Here is a 20882-nt window from a genome sequence, read left to right as displayed (position 1 = left end):
CGGTTATGCGTGATTCCAGAAGAATGGCCGGAAGCCATTCGTCAGATACACACGAGGCATTCATGCGTTTTCTCACCAGCTTTTCGCCTGACCTTCTGAGCGCCTTGCGCATCATGTCCGGCCTTCTCTTCTTGCAGCACGGTACCACCAAGTTTCTCAGCATACCGGCCACGCAGATGAGTGGTGTGTCCGTTACCACCCTGCCGGGTATGGCCGGTGTAATCGAGCTGGTGGGCGGTGCCTTGCTTGTGCTTGGCCTCTTCACCCGCCCGGTTGCCTTCATCGCCTCCGGCACCATGGCCGTGGCCTATTTCCTCGTGCATCATCCCAAGGGCTTCTATCCGATCGTCAATGGCGGTGAACTCGCCGCGCTTTACTGCTTTGTTTTCCTCTACCTTGCGGCAGCAGGCGGCGGGCGCTGGAGCATCGACGCCATCCGCGGCGCACGTTGAGCCTTTCGCGTCATCCTGGTTTTGCAACGCCGCAGCTCCGTGCTGCGGCGTTTGCGTTTGTGCCCATCTTGCGCAACTCCGGCCGATGCGCTCAGATGGATCAGTCGAATCCTGTCCTCGTGAGTTTTGCCATGACCTCTGCCCGCATCGAGACTGAAGCCCTGATCACTGCCTATTACGCCGCCTTCAACCGCGGGGACACGGACGCCATGCTGGATATGGTGAGCGAAGATGTAGCCCATGACGTCAATCAGGGCTCCCGCCGCACGGGCAAGAAGCTCTTCGCCGAGTTCAACGCACACATGACCCGCTGCTACAGGGAAGAGCTGACGGACATCGTCATCTTCGCCAGCGAGGACGGCACGCGTGCCGCGGCAGAATTCATCGTCAACGGCACTTATCTCAGCACCGACGAAGGCCTGCCGGAAGCTGCCGGTCAGACTTACCGCCTGCCGGCCGGCACCTTCTTCGACATCAAGGACGGCAAGATCGCCCGCATCACCACCTATTACAATCTGGAAGACTGGATCGCCCAGGTCGGCGCCTGAAGCCTGCCGGAGCCTCATCCCACACGCAGATGTGCGGGCATGGGCCCGCAGGAGAGCGGGACCATGCATGTCATCATCGTTGGCGCCGGCATCACCGGTCTTTCCACGGCCTGGGCGCTCATCAAGCGCGGGGTGGAGGTGACGCTGATCGAGCAGGGGCCGATCCCAAATCCGCTCTCCGCATCCGGTGATCAGCACCGCATCATCCGCCGCGCCTACGGCGGGCAGGGCGGCTATCAGCGCCGCATCAGCGATGCCTATGCCGCGTGGGACGGGATGTGGGACGACTTCGGCGTCCGCCACCTCGTGGACACCGGCTTCATGGTCATCTCGCAGGAAGAGGGCGATGAGGGCGAAGACTACTGGCGCGGCATGGTGGAGGCTGGTTACAGCCTTGACCAGATGAGCCCGCAGGAGGCAAGCGCCCGCTATCCTTTCCTCTCGCCAGAGGGCCTGCGTTTCGTGGCGGTGCATCCGGAAGGCGGCGTCCTGCTGTGCCAGAAGATTGCCGCGGACATGCGCGCCTTCCTGCTGGCGAAGGGCGCAAGGCTGCTGGAACACACGAAGGTGGTGGCCGTTGACCGGGCCGCAGGCCGCGTCACTCTGGAAAGCGGAGAGGAGTTCGGTGCTGACCGGGTGGTGATCAGCGCCGGGGCCTGGGTGCTGAAGCTCGCCCCGGAACTTGCGGTTGATCTTGCTCCCTACCGCACAGCGGTTGTCTATCTTGAACCGCCCGCAGACCTGAAGGCATCATGGGAGGCGGCGCCCGTCATTCTCGACGTCGGCGGCAAAGTGGATGGCTATGTGTTGCCGCCGGTGCCGGGCACTGGGCTGAAGTTTGGCGCCGGCATCCACAAGGTGAAGAACCCGGATGCGGACGAGAACCGGGGCATCGTGCCGGGCGAGGGCGAGCGCCTGCGCAATCACTTTTCCCCGCCCTTTGGCCGCATCGGTGAATACCGGGTCACTGATGTGGTGACCTGCGCCTACACCTTCACGGCAGACAATCACTTCTTTGCCCGCGAGGATGGCCGGACGGTTATCGTCTCGGCCTGCTCGGGCCATGGCTACAAGTTCGGGGCCGTTGTGGGGCAGAAGATCGCCGAAGGCCTGATTTCCGGGGATGTGGACACCGCCCGCATCTGGCTGGAAGCGCGCGATTGAGGTGTTACAGCGGCCAGGGCTTACGGTGAGGAAAGCCCTGCACCTGCCGCATGGCAGATCTGCAACACGCTGTTCATGCCATCAAGGGGGTTGATTTTACTGTGTGCGCCCGCATCGTGTGCGCAACAAGAACAGACCATAAAATGCATGGGAGAGAAAATGCCGGTCACAGTGAAGAGCCTGACTGGAGGAGAACTTCAGGACGCATTGGACGATCTGGCAAGGCTTCGCATCGAGGTCTTCCGCGACTGGCCCTATCTTTATGACGGGTCCATGGACTATGAGCGCAGTTACATCAGCCGTTATGCCGGTACGCCCGGTGCCCTGATTGTGGCCGCCTTTGACGGGGACCGCATCATTGGCGCGGCGACCGGCGAGCCTCTGGCGCAAGAGGTGATCCAGTTCCGCCAGCCTTTCGAGGACCGCGGGCTGAACCTCAAGGAAATTTTCTACCTGGCTGAATCCGTTCTGCTGCCGCAGTACCGGGGCCAGGGCATCGGCCACCGCTTCTTCGACGAGCGCGAGGCCCACGCCCGCAAACTCGGCTTTGCCAAGGCGAGCTTCTGCACCGTGGTGCGCCCGGCAGATCACCCGGCCCGCCCGGCGGACTACCGCCCGCTCGACGGCTTCTGGATCAAGCGCGGCTACAAGCCGCTGGAAGGGGCTACCGTCTATTTTCCCTGGAAGGACATGGGCGACACCGAGGAGACCGAAAAGCCGATGCAGGTGTGGCTGCGGTATCTGTGAAAAAGCCTTTTCCCGCCTGAGAGCGCTGGCCTGCCTTGCTTGGACGGTGAGGCGGTGCGCAAGAGAATTGAGGCTCCGGCAACGGCCGGAGCCTCATTATCTTTCAGTCCACCAGTTCGTAAACGACGGTGACGCTCGCATAGAGCGTTTCCTCGCCCGCCATGACGGGTGCCGGGGCGGGGGCTGCCTCCATGGCCATCGCCGCCATGCGGTACATCGGGCGCGCGCCACCTTCTCCACCCTCTGACATGGACATCACCCGGCCGAGCTTTGCGCCGGAGGCCTTGGCAAAGAGCTCTGCCTTGCGGCGGGCATCTGCAACGGCGGCCTCACGGGCAGCATCGCGCTTCTCGTTGGCGCCGCTGACTTCAAAGTTGATGCCGTTGATAGTGTTGGAGCCAGAGGAAACCATGGTGTCCAGCAGCGGCCCGAGTCTTGCAAGATCGTTCACCCGCACGCTGACCGTATTGGACACCTGATAGCCCTCGATCTTCGGCAGGCCGGACGGGCTGGACTTGGAGTAGTCGCCATAGCGCGGCTGGATCGAGAAGTTGCTGGTCTGGATGTCCTTGGCCGCGACGCCCGCATCCTTCAGGGCTGCCAGCACCGCGTTGAGCGCGGCAGAGTTTCTGGCGAGTGCATCGGCTGCGGTTTCGGCGTCGGTGGTCACGCCGCCCGAGAGGGTGGCCTTGTCCGGTACGGCGCTGATGGACCCAAACCCTTGCACCGTAATGAAGCGTTCGCTCTTGACGGCTGCTTCCTGTGCGAAGGCAGGGGTGAGGGCCGCTGTGAAGGCAGCAAGCCCAAGCGGCAGAACGAGCGCCAGGGCCGCTGCACGGACGGCGGCGAGGGGACGGGACGAAACCGGGCGGAGGGGGAGCGAATGCAAGGTCATGGATGAAAAAATCCCTTGAGAACCAAAAGGCAAACAGACACTTGCCCGCAATTGCGGCAGGCGCAAGGCATGCACTTGCGCGTGTGTCCGGTTGTGCGGACATCTCTGACAGGAATTCGTGGCGGAAACATGCGCATATTCCGCTCTCAAGACACTTGCAGCCTCCGCCTGCGCTGGTATACCTCACACCTGCCTGCACGACGGGCAAGGGCCTGTAGCTCAATGGTTAGAGCCGTCCGCTCATAACGGATTGGTTGGGGGTTCGAGTCCCTCCGGGCCCACCATTTTTTCAACGAAAACCGGCGTTTGCTCTTGGGGTGCCAGTGCTGGCCGGACCGGCACTTGTCCGTGCCTTTGGTGCTTCGGTCATCCTCCGCTCAGCTGCGGCTTCCATTGGATGACAGGATGCCGGAGCGGCGGCGATACCGCTCCGGCTGTTTGTCTGGCCGTTACCGAGGCTCGTTCATCAGGCCGCGCACGATCGAATAGCAGGCGCCCAGAAGCACGATGGTGAACGGCAGGCCTGTCGAGACAGCCATTGCCTGCAACGCGGCCAATCCGCCGCCAAGCAGCAGGGCAACGGCGAGAAAGCCCTCGAAGCTGGCCCAGAACACCCGCTGCGGCGTGGGCGCATTCACCTTGCCGCCTGCAGCGATGGTGTCGATCACAAGACTGCCGGAATCCGAGGAGGTGATGAAGAAGACCACCACCAGAATGATCCCGACGAGAGAAGTCAGTCCGGTAAAGGGCAGTTGCGTCAGCATCTCGAACAGCTTCAGTTCCAGTGCAGCATCTTTCGCGCCGGTGAAGCCGTCGTGAACAATCTGGCTGATCGCCGTGCCGCCCATCGCCGTCATCCACAGGATCGACAGGACCGTCGGCACGATCAGCACCGCGATCAGGAACTCGCGCACCGTGCGGCCCCGGCTGACCCGGGCGATAAACATGCCCACGAAGGGAGACCAGCTGATCCACCATGCCCAGTAGAAGGCAGTCCAGCCGGAGGCGAAATTATGGTCCTCACGGCCAAACGGCATCGCCAGGGCCGGCAGATACTCGCCATAGGCGGCCACGTTCTGGAAGAAATCGGAGATGATCTGTGTTGTCGGGCCAAATGCGACCACAAACAGGAGCAGGATGGCCGCAAGCGCCATGTTGATTTCGGAAAGCCTTTTGACACCTGCATCGAGGCCTGCCACCACCGAGAACAGCGCGATGGCTGTGATGATGATGATCAGGGTCACAAGCGTGGGGTCTTCAGTGGGGATGCCGAACAGGAAGTTCAGACCGGCGGCGGATTGCTGCGCGCCGATGCCCAGTGAGGTGGCGAGGCCGAAGATGGTGGCAAAGATGGCGAGAATGTCGATGATGTGTCCCGGCCAGCCCCACACCCTTTCACCGAAGATCGGGTAGAAGCAGGAGCGCAAGGTCAGCGGCAGGCCCTTGTTATAGGCAAACAGCGACAGTGACAGCGCCACAACGGCATAGATGGCCCAGGGGTGCAGACCCCAGTGGAAGATGGTAGCCGCCATGCCAAGGCGCATAGCTTCAGCCTCGTTGCCTTGAGCGCCCTGAAGAGGGGCCCAGTCTGTCCGCAGTCCGTTCCCGTCAACCGTGACACCGCCCAGGGCAGCTTCGAAATGGCTGATCGGCTCGGATACGCCATAGAACATCAGGCCAATGCCCATGCCCGCAGCAAACAGCATAGAGAACCAGCCGACATAGTTGTAGGTGGGGGTAGCGTCGGGGCCGCCGAGACGCACCTTGCCAAGCGGCGACACGATCAGGAACAGGCAAAGCAGAACAAAGACGTTGCCCGAGAGTAGAAAGAACCAGTCGAGAGAGCTGGTCAACCAGTTGCGAACGCCGACGAATACGGGTTCCAGCTCGCTCTGATAAGCCAGCGTGAGGAAGGTGAAAGCCACAATGCCGAGCGCGGACACGGTGAAAACCACCTGATGAATGTCGAATTCCAGTTTCCAAGAACTTGTGAAATTATCCTGACCGATTTCATAGTCTGTTTCAATGATCTCGGTCTCTCCCTCTGGCTCAGGGATAGGCTCACTCTCGGTTTGGGTGTCGATATCGATTTCGCTGACTGGCTTTTCTGTTTCTTCTGTCATTGTCTTCCTTCAGATTTGGGCGTCATGACATGTGCCCGATACTCCTCCAGGGTTCAGGAGATGCTTCAGTGTTTGACTTTACATCATATGACCCGGTTTTCCATAGCCGGTTCTATGACAAATACGCCGGGATCTGGCTCTGCAGTGATCGATTGCATATTGTCAGGCGATGCAATCGGTCCCGCGCTCATGCGGGAACAGGACGCGCCGGCGGTGAAAGCAAACGGAGTTCGGGTAACGCTTCACTCTCACCGAAAGTTCCGGTTCTTGAACCTTTGAAGCTCATGTTTGCCGGAATCGGCGAAGATTGATGCAAACATGTGTCCCAGCCTCTGTGCGGCAATCAAAATGCATGGAGGCTCTGGGCGAGTTACTCGAGTAACTCGAGGGACGGCGACGCTGGGCCGGGTTGAAGGCATCGTGACTTCGGGACGAGGTTGTACAGGCTCTTGTTGATCCAGAGATCCCTCCAAAGTGCAGCTCGCGATGATCAGTACTCACGTGTTCCGCAAGAGGTGGTGGCCGGAGCCAACGATCCGCTCATCGAGAACCTATTCAACTGAAGAGCTTCGAGATGCCACCGGTCTAGGCTTGCAGCGTAATGGTACTGAGCTTTGGATGGTTTCAGACTTCTTTCGAAATAACATGCTATTTCCCGAACATTAAAATTAGATAGAAGCGGATGACAATGGGCGAAATTCGGTGTATTGGATGCGTTCTTCTACGAATGTGAGCGTTTGAAACTCCAAGAAATTTCACTCCTGCAAGAATAGTTCATAATCAAACGGCTCTGAAAGGTTGCAGGCAGGAAACGATATTGAGGTAATAAATTAGCTTGCGGGCTCCGGGTGCATTTTTAGAGAAGAAGAAATATTATGACCGAGCAATCTCTTTTGAAGCTTTCGATCGTTGCAACCATCGCATTGGCCTTCTGCGGCATTGGCGCTGGTCTATATTCAGGTTCATTTGCAGTTGTTTTTGATGGTATTTATTCGCTTACCGATGCATTCATGACTGTTCTGGCACTGTCAGTGGCTCGATTGATTGCTGCATCAGCACAGCCAAAGCCGGAGGGAAAACTGGTCGAGCGGTTCACAATGGGGTTTTGGCATCTGGAACCTATTGTTCTAGGCCTTACCGGAACCTTGTTGATAGGCGCTGCATTCTACGCGCTGATTAATGCGGTCGACAGTCTGAAGGAGGGCGGGCGCCTGATCGCGTTCGATTACGCCATCGCCGTCACGTTCGTGACATTCGCAGTAGCACTTGCCATGGCATGGTTTGTAAGCCGCAAGAACCGCACGTTGAAGTCCGCCTTCGTCGCACTCGATGCCAAGGGGTGGTTCATGAGCGCGATGTTGAGTGCTGCGCTCTGTGTTGCTTTCGTTGCAGGCTACATGCTGCTGCAGACCAAATATGCATGGCTTGCACCTTACACGGATCCAGGCATTTTGGCATTGGTGTGCCTTATCATTATTCCAATGCCTTTAGCGAATGTGAAGCAGGCCCTGTTGGATATCCTGCTAGTGACGCCCCCCGAGTTGAAGCAGCATGTGGACAAGGTTGCGATCGCCACTGTCCAAAAATTCGGCTTCTCCTCGCATTACTCCTATGTCGCTCGCGTCGGGCGTGGCCGTCAGATCGAACTCTTCTTCATCGTGCCACAAAACTGGCCGGCACGGCGCCTTGAGGAATGGGACGCAATCCGTGACGAAGTTGGACGGGAGCTTGGCGGCGAAGGGCACGATCGCTGGCTGACAATCGTGTTCACCACGGACGAAGAATGGGCCGTATAGGCACGGTGCTGCGCGCGCCGTACTGGCAGTAACGCATAACAGGATTCTTGTGGCAGCTGCCCTCTGCTCTGCATTGGCAACGGAGGGCATTGGCCGCGCTTGAAAGGCCAGTTATTGGCTGGGCAGACGTCGCGCCGCGCATGGTGAAAATTGGGGCATTGCTTATGCAGACCCGAGCATGATGAACGTCCCACTTCGTGCGACGCTGGCGATGGCCCGCACCGTTGAAATAACTTAATTGAGTTCAGACATGGTCGAAACCTCAATTTCTGCAATAATATCCCAAGTTCCATTTGTGTTCGAGACGGGGATCAGGCCAAGGTGCGCTTTAATGCCGGAGCCTCCGGTTTCGGAAAGCCTTCAATTATTATGAGAATAAATCCCCTGACCAAATTTTGAATTATTTCGTATTTTAATTTGACTGTAAAAACTTGATTTCGCCTTGCTCTATAAGCTGTCCACTTAGAGCGGTTTTCGAGCGTATTGAACCGCGCCGGGTTTTCCGGAGGCTCCAACTCCTGAGTAGGATGGAGCATCATGAGCAAGACAACGAACAAGTTTTCCCCTGAGGTGCGCGAACGCGCTGTGCGGTTGGTGTTGGACACCGAAGGCCAGCACGGGGCGCGCTGGCAGGCCATCGTGTCGATTGCCGCAAAGATCGGCTGCTCGGCGCATACGCTGAATGACTGGGTCAAGAGGGCCGAGGTCGACAGCGGCAAGCGCGCCGGCATCCCGACTGAGCTGGCCGAGCGGATGAAGGCGCTGTAGAGAGAACCGCGAGTTGCGCCAGGCGAACGAAATCCTGCGCAAGGCCAGCGCGTATTTGGCGATGGCGGAGCTCGACCTCCGGTCGAAGTGATGGTGGGTTTCATTGACGCGCATCGGTATGCGCACGGGGCCGAGCCGATTTGCAGTGTGCTGCCGATTGCCCCGGCCACCTATTATGAACATCTGGCCAAGCGGGCCGATCCGGCGCAGCTGTCGGACCGTGTGCGCCGGGATGAGGCTCTGCGCCCCGAGATCCTTCGGGTCTTCGAAGAGAACTGGCGGGTTTACGGTGTCCGGAAGGTCTGGCGGCAGCTTGGCCGCGAGGGCTTCGATGCCGCGCGCTGCACAGTCGCGAGATTGATGAAGGACCTAGGCATTCAAGGCATTATCCGGGGCAAGCCGCATCGCACGACGGTCCCGGACAAGAAGGCACCGTGTCCGCTGGATAAAGTGAACCGTCAGTTCCGCGTGCCAGCGCCCAACAGGCTTTGGGTATCAGACTTCACCTATGTCGCGACGTGGAGAGGCTTCGTCTATGTCGCCTTCGTCATCGACGCCTATGCCCGCCGCATCGTCGGCTGGCGCGTTAGCCCCTCGGCGCATGCAGGCTTCGTCCTCGATGCCCTGGAGCAGGCGGTGCATGATCGCCGGCCCGGAAAGGGCATGGGGGACTGGTCCACCACAGCGACAGAGGCAGCCAATATCTGTCCATCAAATACACCGAGCGACTGGCCGACGCGGGCATCGAACCCTCTGTCGGGAGCATCGGCGACAGCCATGACAAGGCGCCGGCTGAGACGATCAACGGTCTTTTCAAAGCCGAGGTCATCCACCGCCGTGGCCCGTGGCGCAGCCTCGAGGCGGTGGAATACGCAACCCTCGAATGGGTGGACTGGTTCAACAACCGCCGCCTCCTCGAGCCCATCGGGAACATCCCGCCCGCAGAAGCCGAAGCCAACTTCTACGCAGCTCTGGAAACCGAGCCCATGGCCGCGCAACCAACGAAAATCAGCCTCCGGCAAACCCGGCGCGGTTCAACGTAACGATCAAACTGTGCTGGAAGGCCTTTGGCACTGAGGCCGCGCCACACCTTTACAGGGCAGACAGTGATCAGGACCGGCCTAATCAGGCGCCGGTAGCTCATCGGAACTGATATCAGCTCCGATGAGCTGGACACCTCGACAGCTCGCAAAGCCTGTGCGGCGTCTGAGCTGCTTCAAGGCGTGATGCATCAGCACTGGATGCCGTGGCATGACGGTTCGTGAACTGAAACTCAGCGCGGGAAATCGTTGGTGTCGAACCGTGGCAGCAGCAGCGGGTCGTGTTGATTAATCAAAGCTGTTGCCACTTCCGTCGTCAGCCCCAGGGTGCAATTGCGGTCTCTGAGAACGTCGAGCAGGCCCTCATTCCAGCCGCCATAGGGGTAGCACATCACCCAATGATCATCGACCGGTGAGCCTATGCGGCGCAGGAATTCAAGGCTCCGGTCAACTTCTGCTTCCTGGATTTCACGCGGAACGCGGTTAAGCCAGTGGTGAGATGCTCCGTGGGAGCCGAAATACATGCCGCAACCCTGCATCAGCCGGGCCTGCTGTTCGCTCATGTAGAGCTCGCCCGCAAAGGCCGCTTCATCCATCGAAACGAAATGGGCGAACAGGTCCACGGCAATCCTGTGGCGCAGCGCCTCGGGCAGAGCGGTTTGCAGCATCCGCTTGATATAGATCGTTTCGGCGTCATCAAACCGGTTCGGATGAGCCCATTGCGCCCGGTAGGCCTCGACAGGTTCCAGATTCCATCCGGCCTCCGCCTCCCGCAAAGCTGCATCCAGCTTCGCTGATATCTCTTCCGGATCCCCGCCCTGTGCCGCATTGGCTGCGAGAATGAAGTGGATCCGGTTCACATCCAGCAGTTTTCCATGGCAGACCGGATCGACAGGCGCGAAGAATGCGCCTTCCAGCTTGCGTTCGTAAAGCTCGGGAAAGACCAGCGCGTAATGCTCTGCGTAGGCATCGTCAAAGGTGAGCAGCGCCGCATCAGCCGGCAAGCCGCTCTCGCCGCGTTGAGCCGCCACTACATCGCGCACCCGGACGATGGTGTGGCGTGATTGAAGATAGTCCAGCTGACGCCGGAAGCCAGCCAGATCCAGCCCTTTTATCCCTGGATAACGTGTCCGCGTGAAATCGCGGATGTAGTGATACATGATAATGGTAAGTGGCTGCACGTGAGGCATCATGAAATGGCCTTGTCAAAAGGGCTGCTCCATCTGTGCGCGAGTCCACCAGGATAGACAAGGGCCGGGCAATCGCGCAGCTGGATTTCCAAATGGGGTTTGCTGCTCGGGTCCCCGCCGCACTTTTTCTTCCCTCATGCCTTAATGGCAAGCTTCACAAGGGCGTCTGCCTGTCTTACGGTTGCGCTGCACCTTCGAGGGCAGGAGGGGTGCGGATGTGCCAGCCGGGGTCTTCAGTTTGCAGCAGCTTGATCTTCTGACCGCCAATGACCGCCCGGGGCATCACCCCGCGTCCTGGTATGCTGCAACCGCGAAGCGGCGCAGTGATCACCCGGTGCTGGAAGGTTCCGTGCAGGCGGATGTGGTGGTGATTGGCGCGGGGTTCACCGGGCTTTCGGCTGCGCTTTCGCTGGCGCAGTCCGGCCACTCGGTGGTGGTGCTGGAGGCGAACCGGATCGGCTGGGGCGCTTCGGGGCGCAATGGCGGGCAGGTGGGCTCCGGCCAGCGGCTCGACCAGATCACGCTTGAGGATATGCTTGGCAAATCCGATGCTCGGCTGCTGTGGGATCTGGCCGAGGAATCCAAGGCCGTGGTGCATGACCTGATCCGCGATCATGCCATTGACTGCGGCTACCGGCCCGGCATTCTCTATGTCGATCACCGTCCCGATATCGCCAAAGACCATGCGGACTATGCCCGGCATCTGGAACAGGTCTACGGCTATGAGGGCAACGAGGTGCTGGGGCGCGATGCGGTGCGCCAGCGGCTGGCGAGCCCGCTCTATCACGGCGGCATCCTCGACCGGGGGGCAGGGCACCTGCATCCGCTGAATTTTGCGCTGGGCATTGGCGCTGCGGCAGAGGCTGCCGGCGCGCGCATTTTCGAACGCAGCAGGGTGACCGGTTACACGCACAGCCCCTCCCGCGTCCTGGTGAAGACGGAGGCCGGTGAGGTCACCGCCAGCCACATGGTGCTGGCCTGCAACGGCTATCTGGGCCGGCTGGAGCCGAAGGTGTCTGCCCGTGTCATGCCGATCAACAATTACATCATCGCCACGGAGCCTCTTGGCGCAGAGCGGGCGCAATCGCTGATCCGCGGCGGCGTTGCGGTGGCGGACAGCAAGTTCGTCATCAATTATTTCCGCATGAGTGACGATCACCGCCTGCTGTTCGGCGGCGGCGAGAATTACGGCTACCGCTTCCCTTCGGACATTGCCGCCTTCGTGCGCAAGCCCATGAGCAAGGTGTTTCCGCAGCTGGCGGACATCGGCATTGATTATGGCTGGGGCGGCACGCTGGCGATCACACCCAAGCGCATGCCCTTCTTTGCAAGGCTTTCGCCCAATGTGATCACTGCTTCGGGCTATTCCGGCCACGGTGTAGCGATGGCCTGCCTCGCGGGGCGGCTGATCGGCGAGGCCATCAGCGGACAGACCGGGCGTTTCGAGGTGTTCGAGCGGATCAAGGTGCCCTCCTTCCCTGGCGGCTCGCGCTTCCGCTTCCCGCTGCTGGTGCTGGCGATGACCTGGTTCTCCCTGCGCGACCGGCTTGGGTTCTGAACCATGCAGACAGACGGCGGCGGACCCACCGGCAGTTACTGGGAAGACAGCGCTGCCGGTGCCGCCCCGTATGATCATGCGGATCCGGAGCTGGAAGAGGCGCTGGCGGTGGATTTGGCCGTCATCGGTGCGGGCTTTACTGGCCTCAACGCGGCCTTGCGGGCACAGGCGCTGGGCGCGTCTACCGTGGTGCTGGACCGGCACCATGTGGGCTTTGGCGCCTCGGGGCGCAACGGCGGCTTCTGCTGCCTGGGCGGCTCAAAGCTCTCTTCCGAAGACATGGTGCAACGCTATGGCGCAAGGGAGGCCGAGCGCTTCTCCCACATGCAGCGCGAGGCGATTGATCATGTCGCGGCACTGCTCGAAACCCATTCCATTCATGCGGACCGTTCCGGCAGTGGCGAGGTGGTGCTGGCGCACAAGCGCTCTGCCCTGAAGGGGCTGGAAGAGGAAGGGGCCTTCGTCAATGCCCGCTTCGGCCTTGGCACGCAGATGCTGGATGAAACGGCACTGGAGGCGAGGGGGCTGAGGGCGGCAGGCACCTGCGGCGGGCTGTTCTATCCCCATGGCTTTGGCCTCCATCCGCTGAAATATGTGCGGGGCCTTGCAAGGGCGCTGCGGGAGGCTGGGCAACCGATCTTTGCCCGCTCGCCGGTGACGGCTATCCGGCCGGAGCTGGGCCGCTGGCGGCTGGATACGCCGAAGGGCACCGTCCATGCCCGCCGGGTGATCCTTGCCAGCAATGGCTATACGGATGAAACCTTGCTGCCCTGGCTGGAAGGGCGGCTGCTGCCGGTGTTGTCCAATGTCATGGTCACCCGGCCGCTGACAGGCCTGGAGATGGTGACACAGGGCTGGACCAGCCCGGTGATGGCCTCCGATGCCCGCACGCTGCTGCATTACTTCCGCCTGCTGCCGGACGGGCGGATGCTGTTCGGCATGCGCGGCGGCATCTTTGGCACGGCTGGGGAAGAAGCGCGGCTGCGCCTTGCCATCCGTGAGGGCTTCGACCGGCTGTTCCCGGCGCTTGCCCATGTGGAAGCCACGCACCACTGGTCCGGGCGTGTATGCCTGGCGCTCGATCTCAATCCTTATATCGGCCCTATTCCGGCATGGCCCGGGGTCTTTGCAGCGCTCGCCTATCACGGCAACGGCGTCGCCATGGGCTCCTACGCGGGCGCGCTGGCGGCGGAACTGGCGCTGGAGGCCCGCTCCCCCTGGCAGCTGCCGCTGCCGGTCCACACGCCCTTGCGCCGTTTCCCGCTGCCCGCCTTGCGCCGCCACTACCTGCAGATGGCCTACTGGTGGTACGGGCTGAAGGACCGCTGGAGCTGAGGGGCTGAAAGGCTGTCCCCAGCCTGCTTCCTGTGGGTTGGCTGGCGTGCGCAGCGCAAGCCGGCGTCATCCCCGCTTCAAACACTGCCGGGAATCCGGATATCCTTGGTTGTGGATTTATGGGGGCAGGCATGAAGGATAGTGGTTTTGGGGCGGGCTGGCATGCCGGGTCGGCGCTGATCGGAGTGCTCTCTGGCCTCGCACTCGGTGTGATGTTCGGCATGTGGTTTGGGCCGGATGTGATCAAGGTGCCGGAGGCTTGTAAGGGGAGCGAGGTGTCGTGCTTCCTTTACACTTGGCAGACGTTGCTTGCGGGGATCTTTGCAACTGTTGCAGCCGGAGTAGGTGCAGTTCTCCTTTGGTTTTAGATAAAAGACCAGAGAAGCCAAGTCACTATGGCGCTAATGAGAAGGCAAATCTCGGGTCGTTCAAGGATTTTACATGCGATTTCTGATGTTCATGAATATTTGACATGTGTCTTTAAATTTTTGATGAGCGAGGATCATACTTCGAGGCCGGAACCACCAAGAGGTCCGATAGATGTTATAATTGAAGAGTCCTCTTATTTTGATGGTGATACATTTGGTGCTTTGAGGGAGGTGATTGAATGGTCGCAGATATTTGAAGCGAGAATGAATAATTATTTGGGTGGCGATGGTTCAATGTCATTGTCTGATGCGTTGATAATGATCTTGGATTACTTTCATCGGTTAGATCTCTTGTTTAAGTTTACTAGATTTGAGGTTGAGGAAGCTTTGTATCGAGATCCAAATTTTGATGATTATTGGGGTCTTGTTTATACTAAATTTAAATATTCATCTTTGGATCGACGTGGTCGTGAGGCGAGTATTATAGATGGTGCTATTAATATTCTGCGGAAAAGGCTTGGTTTTGTTGATTGATTTATTGATTATGTTTCTCATGTTCAGTTTTGTTAGGGGCATATTCCCCCCACCGCGTCGCCCCGGACGAAGCGCAGCGGAGATCCGGGGGCTACTCGCTTGCAGAGCGGTGAGGGCAGGCCCCGGCGTGAAGGCTTGCACAGGTCCTGTGGCCTGAATGCCTCCCACAATAGCGCTTCTCTGCAAACGAGTGGACCCCGGCGCGCAGGCCGGGGTGACGGCCGAGGATGCCGCTAGGCCTTGCGTTCCTGACAGGTCCCCGCTCAAGGCGGGGGCGGCGCGGAGTTGGTGGATGGCTCTTCACCTCCGCCATCCCCTCCGCGTCGCCCCGGACAAAGCGGAGCGGAGATCCGGGGGCTACTCGCTTGCAGAGCGGTGAGGGCAGGCCCCGGCGTGAAGGCTCGCGCAGATCTGGTGGCCTAAATGCCTCCGGTAATCGCGCAGCTCTGCAAACGAGTGGACCCCGGCGCGAAGGCCGGGGATGCCGCAAGGCCTTGCGAGCGTGATCAGATGCCCTGTCCCGCTGTGACGCTCTCCGGATTTGCGGAGGTTCCGTGGCGCCAGGGAGAGCTTTGGTTCGCGTTGCGTGCGAGGGTAAGGGCTGCGTGCCCCACCGGGTTTGCCGCCAGCCATTGCCCCGGCCCGCTGCATGGCGTAAAAGGGCGGCCAGTTTCGATCAATTGTCGATCAGATTCCCGGCACAATTCCAAAACGGAGATGCGAGGCCCCATGGCGCGCCAGTTCATCTATCACATGCATGGCCTCAGCAAGGCCTATAACGGCAAGAAGGTTCTCGACAACATTCACCTGTCGTTTTACCCGGATGCCAAGATCGGTATTCTCGGCCCTAACGGTGCCGGTAAGTCGACCCTGCTCAAGATCATGGCTGGTCTCGACAAGGAATACACCGGTGAGGCCTGGGCCGCTGAAGGGGCCAAGGTCGGTTACCTGCCGCAGGAGCCGAAGCTCGACGAGAGCAAGACCGTTCTGGAAAACGTGCTCGAAGGTGTCGCCCACAAGCAGGCGATTGTCGACCGTTACAACGAGCTGATGATGAACTACTCGGACGAGACCGCCGAGGAAGGCTCGAAGCTGCAGGACATCATCGACGCGGAAGATCTGTGGAACCTTGAGAGCAAGGTCGAGATGGCGATGGAAGCCCTGCGCTGCCCGCCCTCCGACAGCCCGGTGGACAACCTCTCGGGCGGTGAGCGCCGCCGCGTGGCGCTGTGCAAGCTGCTCTTGAGCGAGCCGGACCTGCTGCTGCTCGACGAACCGACCAACCATCTGGACGCTGAAACCGTTCACTGGCTGGAGCGCCACCTGCGCGAGTTCAAGGGCTCGGTGCTGATCATCACCCACGACCGCTACTTCCTCGACAACGTCACCGGCTGGATTCTGGAGCTGGACCGCGGCCAGGGCATTCCCTACGAGGGCAACTACTCCGCCTATCTGGAGAAGAAGACCAAGCGTATGGAGCAGGAAGGGCGCGAGAACATGGCCCGCTCCAAGGCCATTGCCCGTGAGCGCGAGTGGATGGGCATGTCGCCGAAGGGCCGCCAGACCAAGTCCAAGGCGCGTATCCGCGCTTATGAGGATCTGGTGGCGGCACAGGAAACCCGCATGCCGAGCATCGAGCAGATCCTCATTCCGGTGGGCGAGCGCCTCGGCGCCAACGTCATCGAGGTGAAGAACGTCTCCAAGGGCTTCGGCGACCGCCTGCTCATCGAGGACCTGTCGTTCAAGCTGCCGCGCGGCGGCATCGTCGGCATTATCGGGCCGAACGGCGCGGGCAAGACCACCCTGTTCAAGATGCTCACCGGTCAGGAAAAGCCGGACAGCGGTGAAGTCATCATCGGCGAGACCGTGCATCTGGGCTATGTGGACCAGTCGCGCGACAAGCTGGACCCGAACAAGACGGTCTGGGAAGAAATCTCCGACGGCAACGAGATCATTTATCTCGATGGCAAGGAGATCAACTCCCGCGCCTATTGCTCGTCGTTCAACTTCAAGGGCCCGGCTCAGCAGGCCAAGGTGGGCGACCTCTCCGGTGGTCAGCGCAACCGCGTGCACCTTGCCAAGGTGCTGAAGCAGGGCGCCAACGTTCTGCTGCTTGACGAGCCGACCAACGACCTCGACACCGAGACGCTGGCCGCCCTCGAAGACGCGCTGGAAAACTATGCCGGTTGCGCCGTGGTCATCTCGCACGACCGCATGTTCCTCGACCGCCTTGCCACCCACATGCTCGCCTTTGAAGGCGACAGCCATGTGGAATGGTTCGAGGGCAACTTCGAGGACTACGAGAAGGACAAGGTCCGCCGCCTCGGCGCCCATGCCGCCGATCCGAGCCGCATCAAGTACAAGCCGCTGACGCGCTGAGGCTTCAGCAGCCTCAAGCTGCGGTTTTGCGAAAAGAAAATCCCCGGGCCGACGGTCCGGGGATTTTTTGTTTGGCTGGGCCTACGGCTGTGAATCCTGTGCAGGAGCACCCGCCTCCGCCGCAAGAATTCCTGCATGTGCCCCTGCTGCAGCGCCTGCGATCTGGGCCGGAGTGGGGGCGGGCAGCAGGCGGCCGTCAGCATCGGCAACGCGGACAGTGACTTCCCGGTGAGCAAAGCGGATGCCGTTCTTCTCGAACAGGTCCTGCAGCCCGGCATAGATCACCTTGCGCAGCTCGAACTGCTTGCCGGGGCGGGAGGTGAACTTGACGCGGGCGATCATGGCCGAGTCTTCCATGGAGAGAATGCCCTGGGATTTCAGTGGATCAAGAAACATTGGTCCGTAGTAGGGATCATTCAGCAGCTCCTGCCCAAACTTCTTGATGATCTTGCGCATCTTTTCGGTGTCCGTGTCATAGGTGACGCGGAAAGCAAGCTTCATGATGGCCCAGTCACGCGAGAAGTTCTGCACGTGCTTGATTTCGCCGAAGGGCACGGTCGTCAGTGCGCCCCTGTGATGGCGCAGCTGCATGGACCGGATGGAGATCTTTTCCACTGTGCCCTTGGCGCTGCCGATGTCGATGTACTCGCCTTTGCGGAAGGCGTCGTCGATCAGATAGAAGGCGCCGGAGAAGATGTCCCGGATCAGCGTCTGGGCACCAAAGCCGATGGCAAGACCGACGACACCTGCACCGGCAAAGAGCGGGGCGATGTCGATGCCGATCTGCGACAGGATCAGCATGGCGGAAATGACCACGATCGTGATCAGCAGGAAGTTGCGGAAGATCGGCAGCAAGGTTGAAAGGCGGCTGTCGCCGGTGCCGCCAATCTCGATCTCTCCGGCTTCCTGCGCGCCGGGAGCAATCCGCTGCATGTCGCGCCGGATGGTCTGGGCCACCGCGATCTCGACGGATTGATAGGCCATGTAACCGAGGAAGGCGACAATGGCGACTTCGATCAGGTTACCGAGAATGGACGAGTCGTCCATGATCGAGATCCCCCATGTGCGCAGCAGCAGCCAGGCCGAGAAGACGAGCGTGAGAATGCCTGCGCCATGGTCGAAGAGATCGCGGTAAGGCGCGCGGGCGGACTCGGCCTCCAGCGCCTCGGCTTCGGCCTGCGAGGCATTTGCACCTGCGTCGGGTGCCTCGCCTGCGGCTGTTTCGGCGCGGGCTAGGTCCTGCATCAGGCTTGCCTTGGCCTTGCGGGTATCGAGGCGCGGCAGCAGCCGGTCGATGAGAAGGAGCAGCAGCCCGTGCAGCATCAGTGCCGCCACAAGCGCGATGACCGGGGCGCCGACAAGACCTGAGGAGAAGGGCTGGTCCAGCAGGATGCGGATGCTGGACGCACCAAAGGCGAAGAGAAAGTAGACAACGGCGGCCATGTGCCAGACACGGGCCACGAAATGCAGCGCGGGAGAGATGTGGCCATCCCCATCTGCCGGGCGGGAACCTTCGATTGCTGCAGCCACGCTCTTGCGCCAGATGATGGCGATGCCGGAGAGGATGAGCGTCGATGCCGCCGCCGAGATGATCAGCGCCAGCTTGTGGCTCTGCTCGCCAAGGCCCAGCTTGGCCATCAAGACGGACAGGGAAATGATCAGGATCGACATTCCAAGACCGGCGCGCAGGGCATTGTAGAGGCTTGCGGCGGACGCATCATCCATTGTCAGCATGCGGTATGAGGCATTGTCCGGCGCCAGGATGTTGAAAAGCACCAGCCGGATCACGCGCCAGGCGGTATAGGCGAGGAGACCTGTCTGCACGGTGGCGCGTGCGGCGGCCATGTCTTCATGCAGAAGGACTGCCGTCAGCCAGGCCGTGACCAGAAAGACAATGGTCTCAAGGGACATGACGAAGCCGCGCCCCAGCAGAAAGGCGATGCGGCCTGCGCGGGTTTCCGGTTCCGGAGCAAAGCGGGTGAGATACACTGTCTTGGCCCAATGCCGGAAGAGCAGCTGAACCACGATGCCGGCGATGAGGGCGATGGCCAGCACAGCGAGCGCATTCCATAGCCATGTCAGTGAGGCATCCGGTGACACGCCGCGCAGCGTGGCCATCAGCTCGTCCGGCAGATGGGGAGCTGCGGCCACAAGCTCGCGAACGGCGCCACGCAGCTGGAAACTCTCGTTCATCGTCTGGCTCATGTCCATGGACATGAGGCCTTGCTGTGCAGGAGAGGGGGCCGTCTGCGCCGGTGCGCTGCCTGTGGCAGTGCATGCAGCCAGAACCAGAAAAACCCGCAACAGCATCGCATTCAGGCCAGAGAAAGAGGTGCGGGCCTCTCCCATGACAGCATCGTGAATACGTGATGCTCTTCGCCATGCCATCATTGCAGTCCTATCCCCCGTCAGTGCCTGCCTTTGCAGGCCGTCCCGCCGATTCTAGCGCCAAGAGAGTTTACATCTGCTGTCCGGGCTACAAGGGGATGCCGCAGCAGGATACACTGCTGCGGCCGGGAAGGGTCAGCTCGTGGGCTTTGCAGGCGCCGTCGCACCCGGCACCCATTGAAGATTGGCCGGCCAGCTGTAGACGGTCTGTCCCTCGTTCCAGCTGCCGGCCGCGTTGAGGCAGGTGCCGGCGGAGATCTGGCCGTTCTTCACCCAGATATAGGCGTCAGGACCGGCGCCGGTGAACTGCATCTGTGTCCACTCCGTCAGGTCCGGCAGGAAACCGCCGTAGGCGCCTCCCGGGCTCCCGGCCGTATTGGCGGAAGGCTCATAAACCCAATTGCCGATGCGGATCGCTCCCAGAGCGCCGCTGCCTGCACCGATGCCAAACTGGTAGGTGCCGGAAGACGGTTGGTTGCTGCCGCCACTCGGATCGGCAGAGTAACCATAGGCCATGCTGTCAGCGAGGATCGAGACGGTCACCGGCTGGGTGGGATCTGCCTGGATGAGCACCTTCAGATTGCTGTCCGCATAAGGGAAGCCGTAGGAATTGGTGCCGTTGTGGATCGCCTGCGCATAGAGGTTTCCATTGCCGCCGGCAAAGGGCGTCAGGCCCGGAAACTGGCTGGAATTGTTTGGTCCTGCCGTGGTGAGATAGCCCTCGTTGAAGCCGATCATCAGGTTGCGGAACACCGAGTTGCTGATGATCTGGGAAGCGGGCTGGCCCGATGGATCATTCGTTGCGGTGCGGTTCTGCGGAACGACGCGGCCATTGAATATGACCGTCCCGCCATCGCAACGGTAGATGATCGAGCTGCTGAGGTTGATCGCCGTCAGCTCGAATGTGTCGCCCTGATCCCCCTTCAGCGAGAGGATCACGCCCGTCTTTGGATCAGCGGCCTGGAAGTTGCCTGTAAAGGTCTCGGGAGCGCCCCCCGGCGGGGTGTCTGAAACAATGGTGACAGCGGTCTGTGCCTGAACGAGACTGCTCACATAGGGTGTCATGTCGGGATATGCTGCGGGCATAACGGTCGGCCCGATCACCATCTGCTGGCCGGAAGCTGTCGTCACCACTGCACCCTGACCAGCCCTGGTCAGTACCGAATTCTTCATGGTGTTGAGAAGGGTGGGGGTCATCGGACTTTTGTAGCCGAGCGAAAAGCTGCCGCCTCCGGCCTCCGTGCCGGCAATGCTGAGCGGCAGGCCGAGCAGATCCACATTCGACATGTTGATCCACAGGTTGTCTCCTGCCGCAAGGCAGCTGAATTCGATCCAGCCATAGTAGATTCCGCCGGCCGGGGTGGGCGGATTGGGGAACTGGCCAAGCCCGGCGTAGAGCCTTCCGGATTTTATTGTGGTGAAGCTGATGGCGGCGTTCGGGATCTGCGACAGGGATGTGACTGTGCCCAATGTGATGCCGGTAAGGCCGGTCACGTTCTCGCCGGTCAGCAGGATGTAAATGTCCTCGCCCGGTGCAGTGGGCGCACCACGCAGGTTGACGAGGTTCAGGGTGACGCTGCTGGTGCTCATTAGGATC

Annotated in this window: 14 protein-coding genes, 1 tRNA gene, 1 pseudogene and 1 other annotated feature; of the genes and pseudogenes, 11 read left to right on the top strand and 5 right to left on the bottom strand. The window is 60.5% G+C overall.

Annotated features, from left to right (window positions below; all coding sequences use genetic code 11):
• Nucleotides 1–62 precede the first annotated feature (62 nt).
• The 4 genes from V6L75_RS17260 (at nt 63) to V6L75_RS17245 (ending at nt 2911) form a co-directional block, all read left to right on the top strand.
• Complete coding sequence (locus V6L75_RS17260) at nt 63–452, top strand: DoxX family protein (protein WP_334252720.1); 390 nt, start codon at nt 63–65, stop codon at nt 450–452.
• 131 nt (nt 453–583) lie between these two features.
• Nucleotides 584–1000: a ketosteroid isomerase-related protein gene (locus tag V6L75_RS17255; protein ID WP_334252719.1), complete on the top strand. Its 417-nt coding sequence runs from the start codon at nt 584–586 to the stop codon at nt 998–1000.
• A gap of 63 nt (nt 1001–1063) precedes the next feature.
• Nucleotides 1064–2164, top strand: a complete 1101-nt coding sequence (locus tag V6L75_RS17250; RefSeq protein ID WP_334252718.1) for an NAD(P)/FAD-dependent oxidoreductase — start codon at nt 1064–1066, stop codon at nt 2162–2164.
• Between the two features lie 159 nt (nt 2165–2323).
• Nucleotides 2324–2911 carry a GNAT family N-acetyltransferase gene (locus tag V6L75_RS17245; protein WP_334252717.1) on the top strand — a complete coding sequence of 196 codons (588 nt, stop codon included), beginning with the start codon at nt 2324–2326 and terminating at the stop codon, nt 2909–2911.
• A gap of 103 nt (nt 2912–3014) precedes the next feature.
• Here V6L75_RS17245 and V6L75_RS17240 read toward each other — a convergent pair whose 3' ends face one another.
• Nucleotides 3015–3806, bottom strand: a complete 792-nt coding sequence (locus V6L75_RS17240; RefSeq protein ID WP_334252716.1) for an SIMPL domain-containing protein — start codon at nt 3804–3806, stop codon at nt 3015–3017.
• A 208-nt stretch (nt 3807–4014) separates the two neighbouring features.
• Here V6L75_RS17240 and V6L75_RS17235 point away from each other — a divergent pair.
• A tRNA-Ile gene (locus V6L75_RS17235) sits at nt 4015–4090 on the top strand.
• 165 nt (nt 4091–4255) lie between these two features.
• Here V6L75_RS17235 and V6L75_RS17230 read toward each other — a convergent pair.
• Nucleotides 4256–5929, bottom strand: coding sequence for a BCCT family transporter (locus V6L75_RS17230; RefSeq protein WP_334252715.1), 1674 nt, complete (start codon nt 5927–5929; stop codon nt 4256–4258).
• 875 nt (nt 5930–6804) lie between these two features.
• On the opposite strand from V6L75_RS17230, the gene V6L75_RS17225 reads away from it, so the two are divergent.
• Both V6L75_RS17225 and V6L75_RS17220 read left to right on the top strand, forming a co-directional pair.
• On the top strand, nt 6805–7725 hold the full coding sequence (locus V6L75_RS17225) for a cation diffusion facilitator family transporter (protein WP_334252714.1): 921 nt from the start codon (nt 6805–6807) through the stop codon (nt 7723–7725).
• Between the two features lie 537 nt (nt 7726–8262).
• Nucleotides 8263–9536 (top strand): annotated as a pseudogene (locus V6L75_RS17220) (IS3 family transposase).
• Nucleotides 8542–8658: a sequence feature (AL1L pseudoknot), on the top strand. It overlaps the preceding pseudogene by 117 nt.
• Nucleotides 9537–9766: 230 nt before the next feature.
• Here the strand turns inward: V6L75_RS17220 and V6L75_RS17215 are convergent.
• Nucleotides 9767–10714, bottom strand: a complete 948-nt coding sequence (locus V6L75_RS17215) for a polysaccharide deacetylase family protein (RefSeq protein ID WP_334252713.1) — start codon at nt 10712–10714, stop codon at nt 9767–9769.
• Nucleotides 10715–10961: 247 nt separating this feature from the next.
• Between V6L75_RS17215 and V6L75_RS17210 the strand changes: the two genes are divergently transcribed.
• The 4 genes from V6L75_RS17210 to ettA all read left to right on the top strand — a co-directional run bounded on the left by V6L75_RS17210 (nt 10962) and on the right by ettA (nt 16897).
• Nucleotides 10962–12281 (top strand): NAD(P)/FAD-dependent oxidoreductase, encoded by a 1320-nt coding sequence (locus V6L75_RS17210; RefSeq protein WP_334252712.1) that lies wholly within the window; start codon nt 10962–10964, stop codon nt 12279–12281.
• Nucleotides 12282–12284: 3 nt separating this feature from the next.
• A complete protein-coding gene (locus V6L75_RS17205; RefSeq protein ID WP_334252711.1) occupies nt 12285–13616 on the top strand; it encodes an NAD(P)/FAD-dependent oxidoreductase in 1332 nt (443 codons plus the stop codon).
• 491 nt (nt 13617–14107) lie between these two features.
• Entirely contained in the window at nt 14108–14518 is a 411-nt protein-coding gene (locus V6L75_RS17200; RefSeq protein WP_334252710.1) for a hypothetical protein, read from the top strand.
• A gap of 729 nt (nt 14519–15247) precedes the next feature.
• A complete protein-coding gene (gene ettA / locus V6L75_RS17195; RefSeq protein WP_334252709.1) occupies nt 15248–16897 on the top strand; it encodes an energy-dependent translational throttle protein EttA in 1650 nt (549 codons plus the stop codon).
• An 81-nt stretch (nt 16898–16978) separates the two neighbouring features.
• Here the strand turns inward: ettA and V6L75_RS17190 are convergent, their stop codons facing one another.
• Together V6L75_RS17190 and V6L75_RS17185 are read right to left on the bottom strand one after the other, a co-directional pair.
• Entirely contained in the window at nt 16979–19114 is a 2136-nt protein-coding gene (locus V6L75_RS17190) for a mechanosensitive ion channel family protein (RefSeq protein ID WP_334252708.1), read from the bottom strand.
• Nucleotides 19115–19420: 306 nt separating this feature from the next.
• A complete protein-coding gene (locus V6L75_RS17185; RefSeq protein ID WP_334252707.1) occupies nt 19421–20875 on the bottom strand; it encodes a beta-1,3-glucanase family protein in 1455 nt (484 codons plus the stop codon).
• Nucleotides 20876–20882: the final 7 nt, after the last annotated feature.

It is taken from the genome of Pannonibacter anstelovis, assembly GCF_036881715.1.
Classification (GTDB): domain Bacteria; phylum Pseudomonadota; class Alphaproteobacteria; order Rhizobiales; family Stappiaceae; genus Pannonibacter; species Pannonibacter anstelovis.
Note: the sequence above shows the minus strand (reverse complement) of the source record. Positions and strands in the feature narration are given on the sequence as shown.

Excerpts from the sequence above, each read along its gene's own strand:
- V6L75_RS17260 (WP_334252720.1), top strand. The coding sequence starts at position 63 with ATGCGTTTTCTCACCAGCTTTTCGCCTGACCTTCTGAGCGCCTTGCGC.
- V6L75_RS17255 (WP_334252719.1), top strand. The coding sequence starts at position 584 with ATGACCTCTGCCCGCATCGAGACTGAAGCCCTGATCACTGCCTATTAC.
- V6L75_RS17250 (WP_334252718.1), top strand. The coding sequence starts at position 1,064 with ATGCATGTCATCATCGTTGGCGCCGGCATCACCGGTCTTTCCACGGCC.
- V6L75_RS17245 (WP_334252717.1), top strand. The coding sequence starts at position 2,324 with ATGCCGGTCACAGTGAAGAGCCTGACTGGAGGAGAACTTCAGGACGCA.
- V6L75_RS17240 (WP_334252716.1), bottom strand. The coding sequence starts at position 3,806 with ATGACCTTGCATTCGCTCCCCCTCCGCCCGGTTTCGTCCCGTCCCCTC.
- V6L75_RS17230 (WP_334252715.1), bottom strand. The coding sequence starts at position 5,929 with ATGACAGAAGAAACAGAAAAGCCAGTCAGCGAAATCGATATCGACACC.
- V6L75_RS17225 (WP_334252714.1), top strand. The coding sequence starts at position 6,805 with ATGACCGAGCAATCTCTTTTGAAGCTTTCGATCGTTGCAACCATCGCA.
- V6L75_RS17205 (WP_334252711.1), top strand. The coding sequence starts at position 12,285 with ATGCAGACAGACGGCGGCGGACCCACCGGCAGTTACTGGGAAGACAGC.
- V6L75_RS17200 (WP_334252710.1), top strand. The coding sequence starts at position 14,108 with ATGAGCGAGGATCATACTTCGAGGCCGGAACCACCAAGAGGTCCGATA.
- ettA (WP_334252709.1), top strand. The coding sequence starts at position 15,248 with ATGGCGCGCCAGTTCATCTATCACATGCATGGCCTCAGCAAGGCCTAT.
- V6L75_RS17190 (WP_334252708.1), bottom strand. The coding sequence starts at position 19,114 with ATGTCCATGGACATGAGCCAGACGATGAACGAGAGTTTCCAGCTGCGT.
- V6L75_RS17185 (WP_334252707.1), bottom strand. The coding sequence starts at position 20,875 with ATGAGCACCAGCAGCGTCACCCTGAACCTCGTCAACCTGCGTGGTGCG.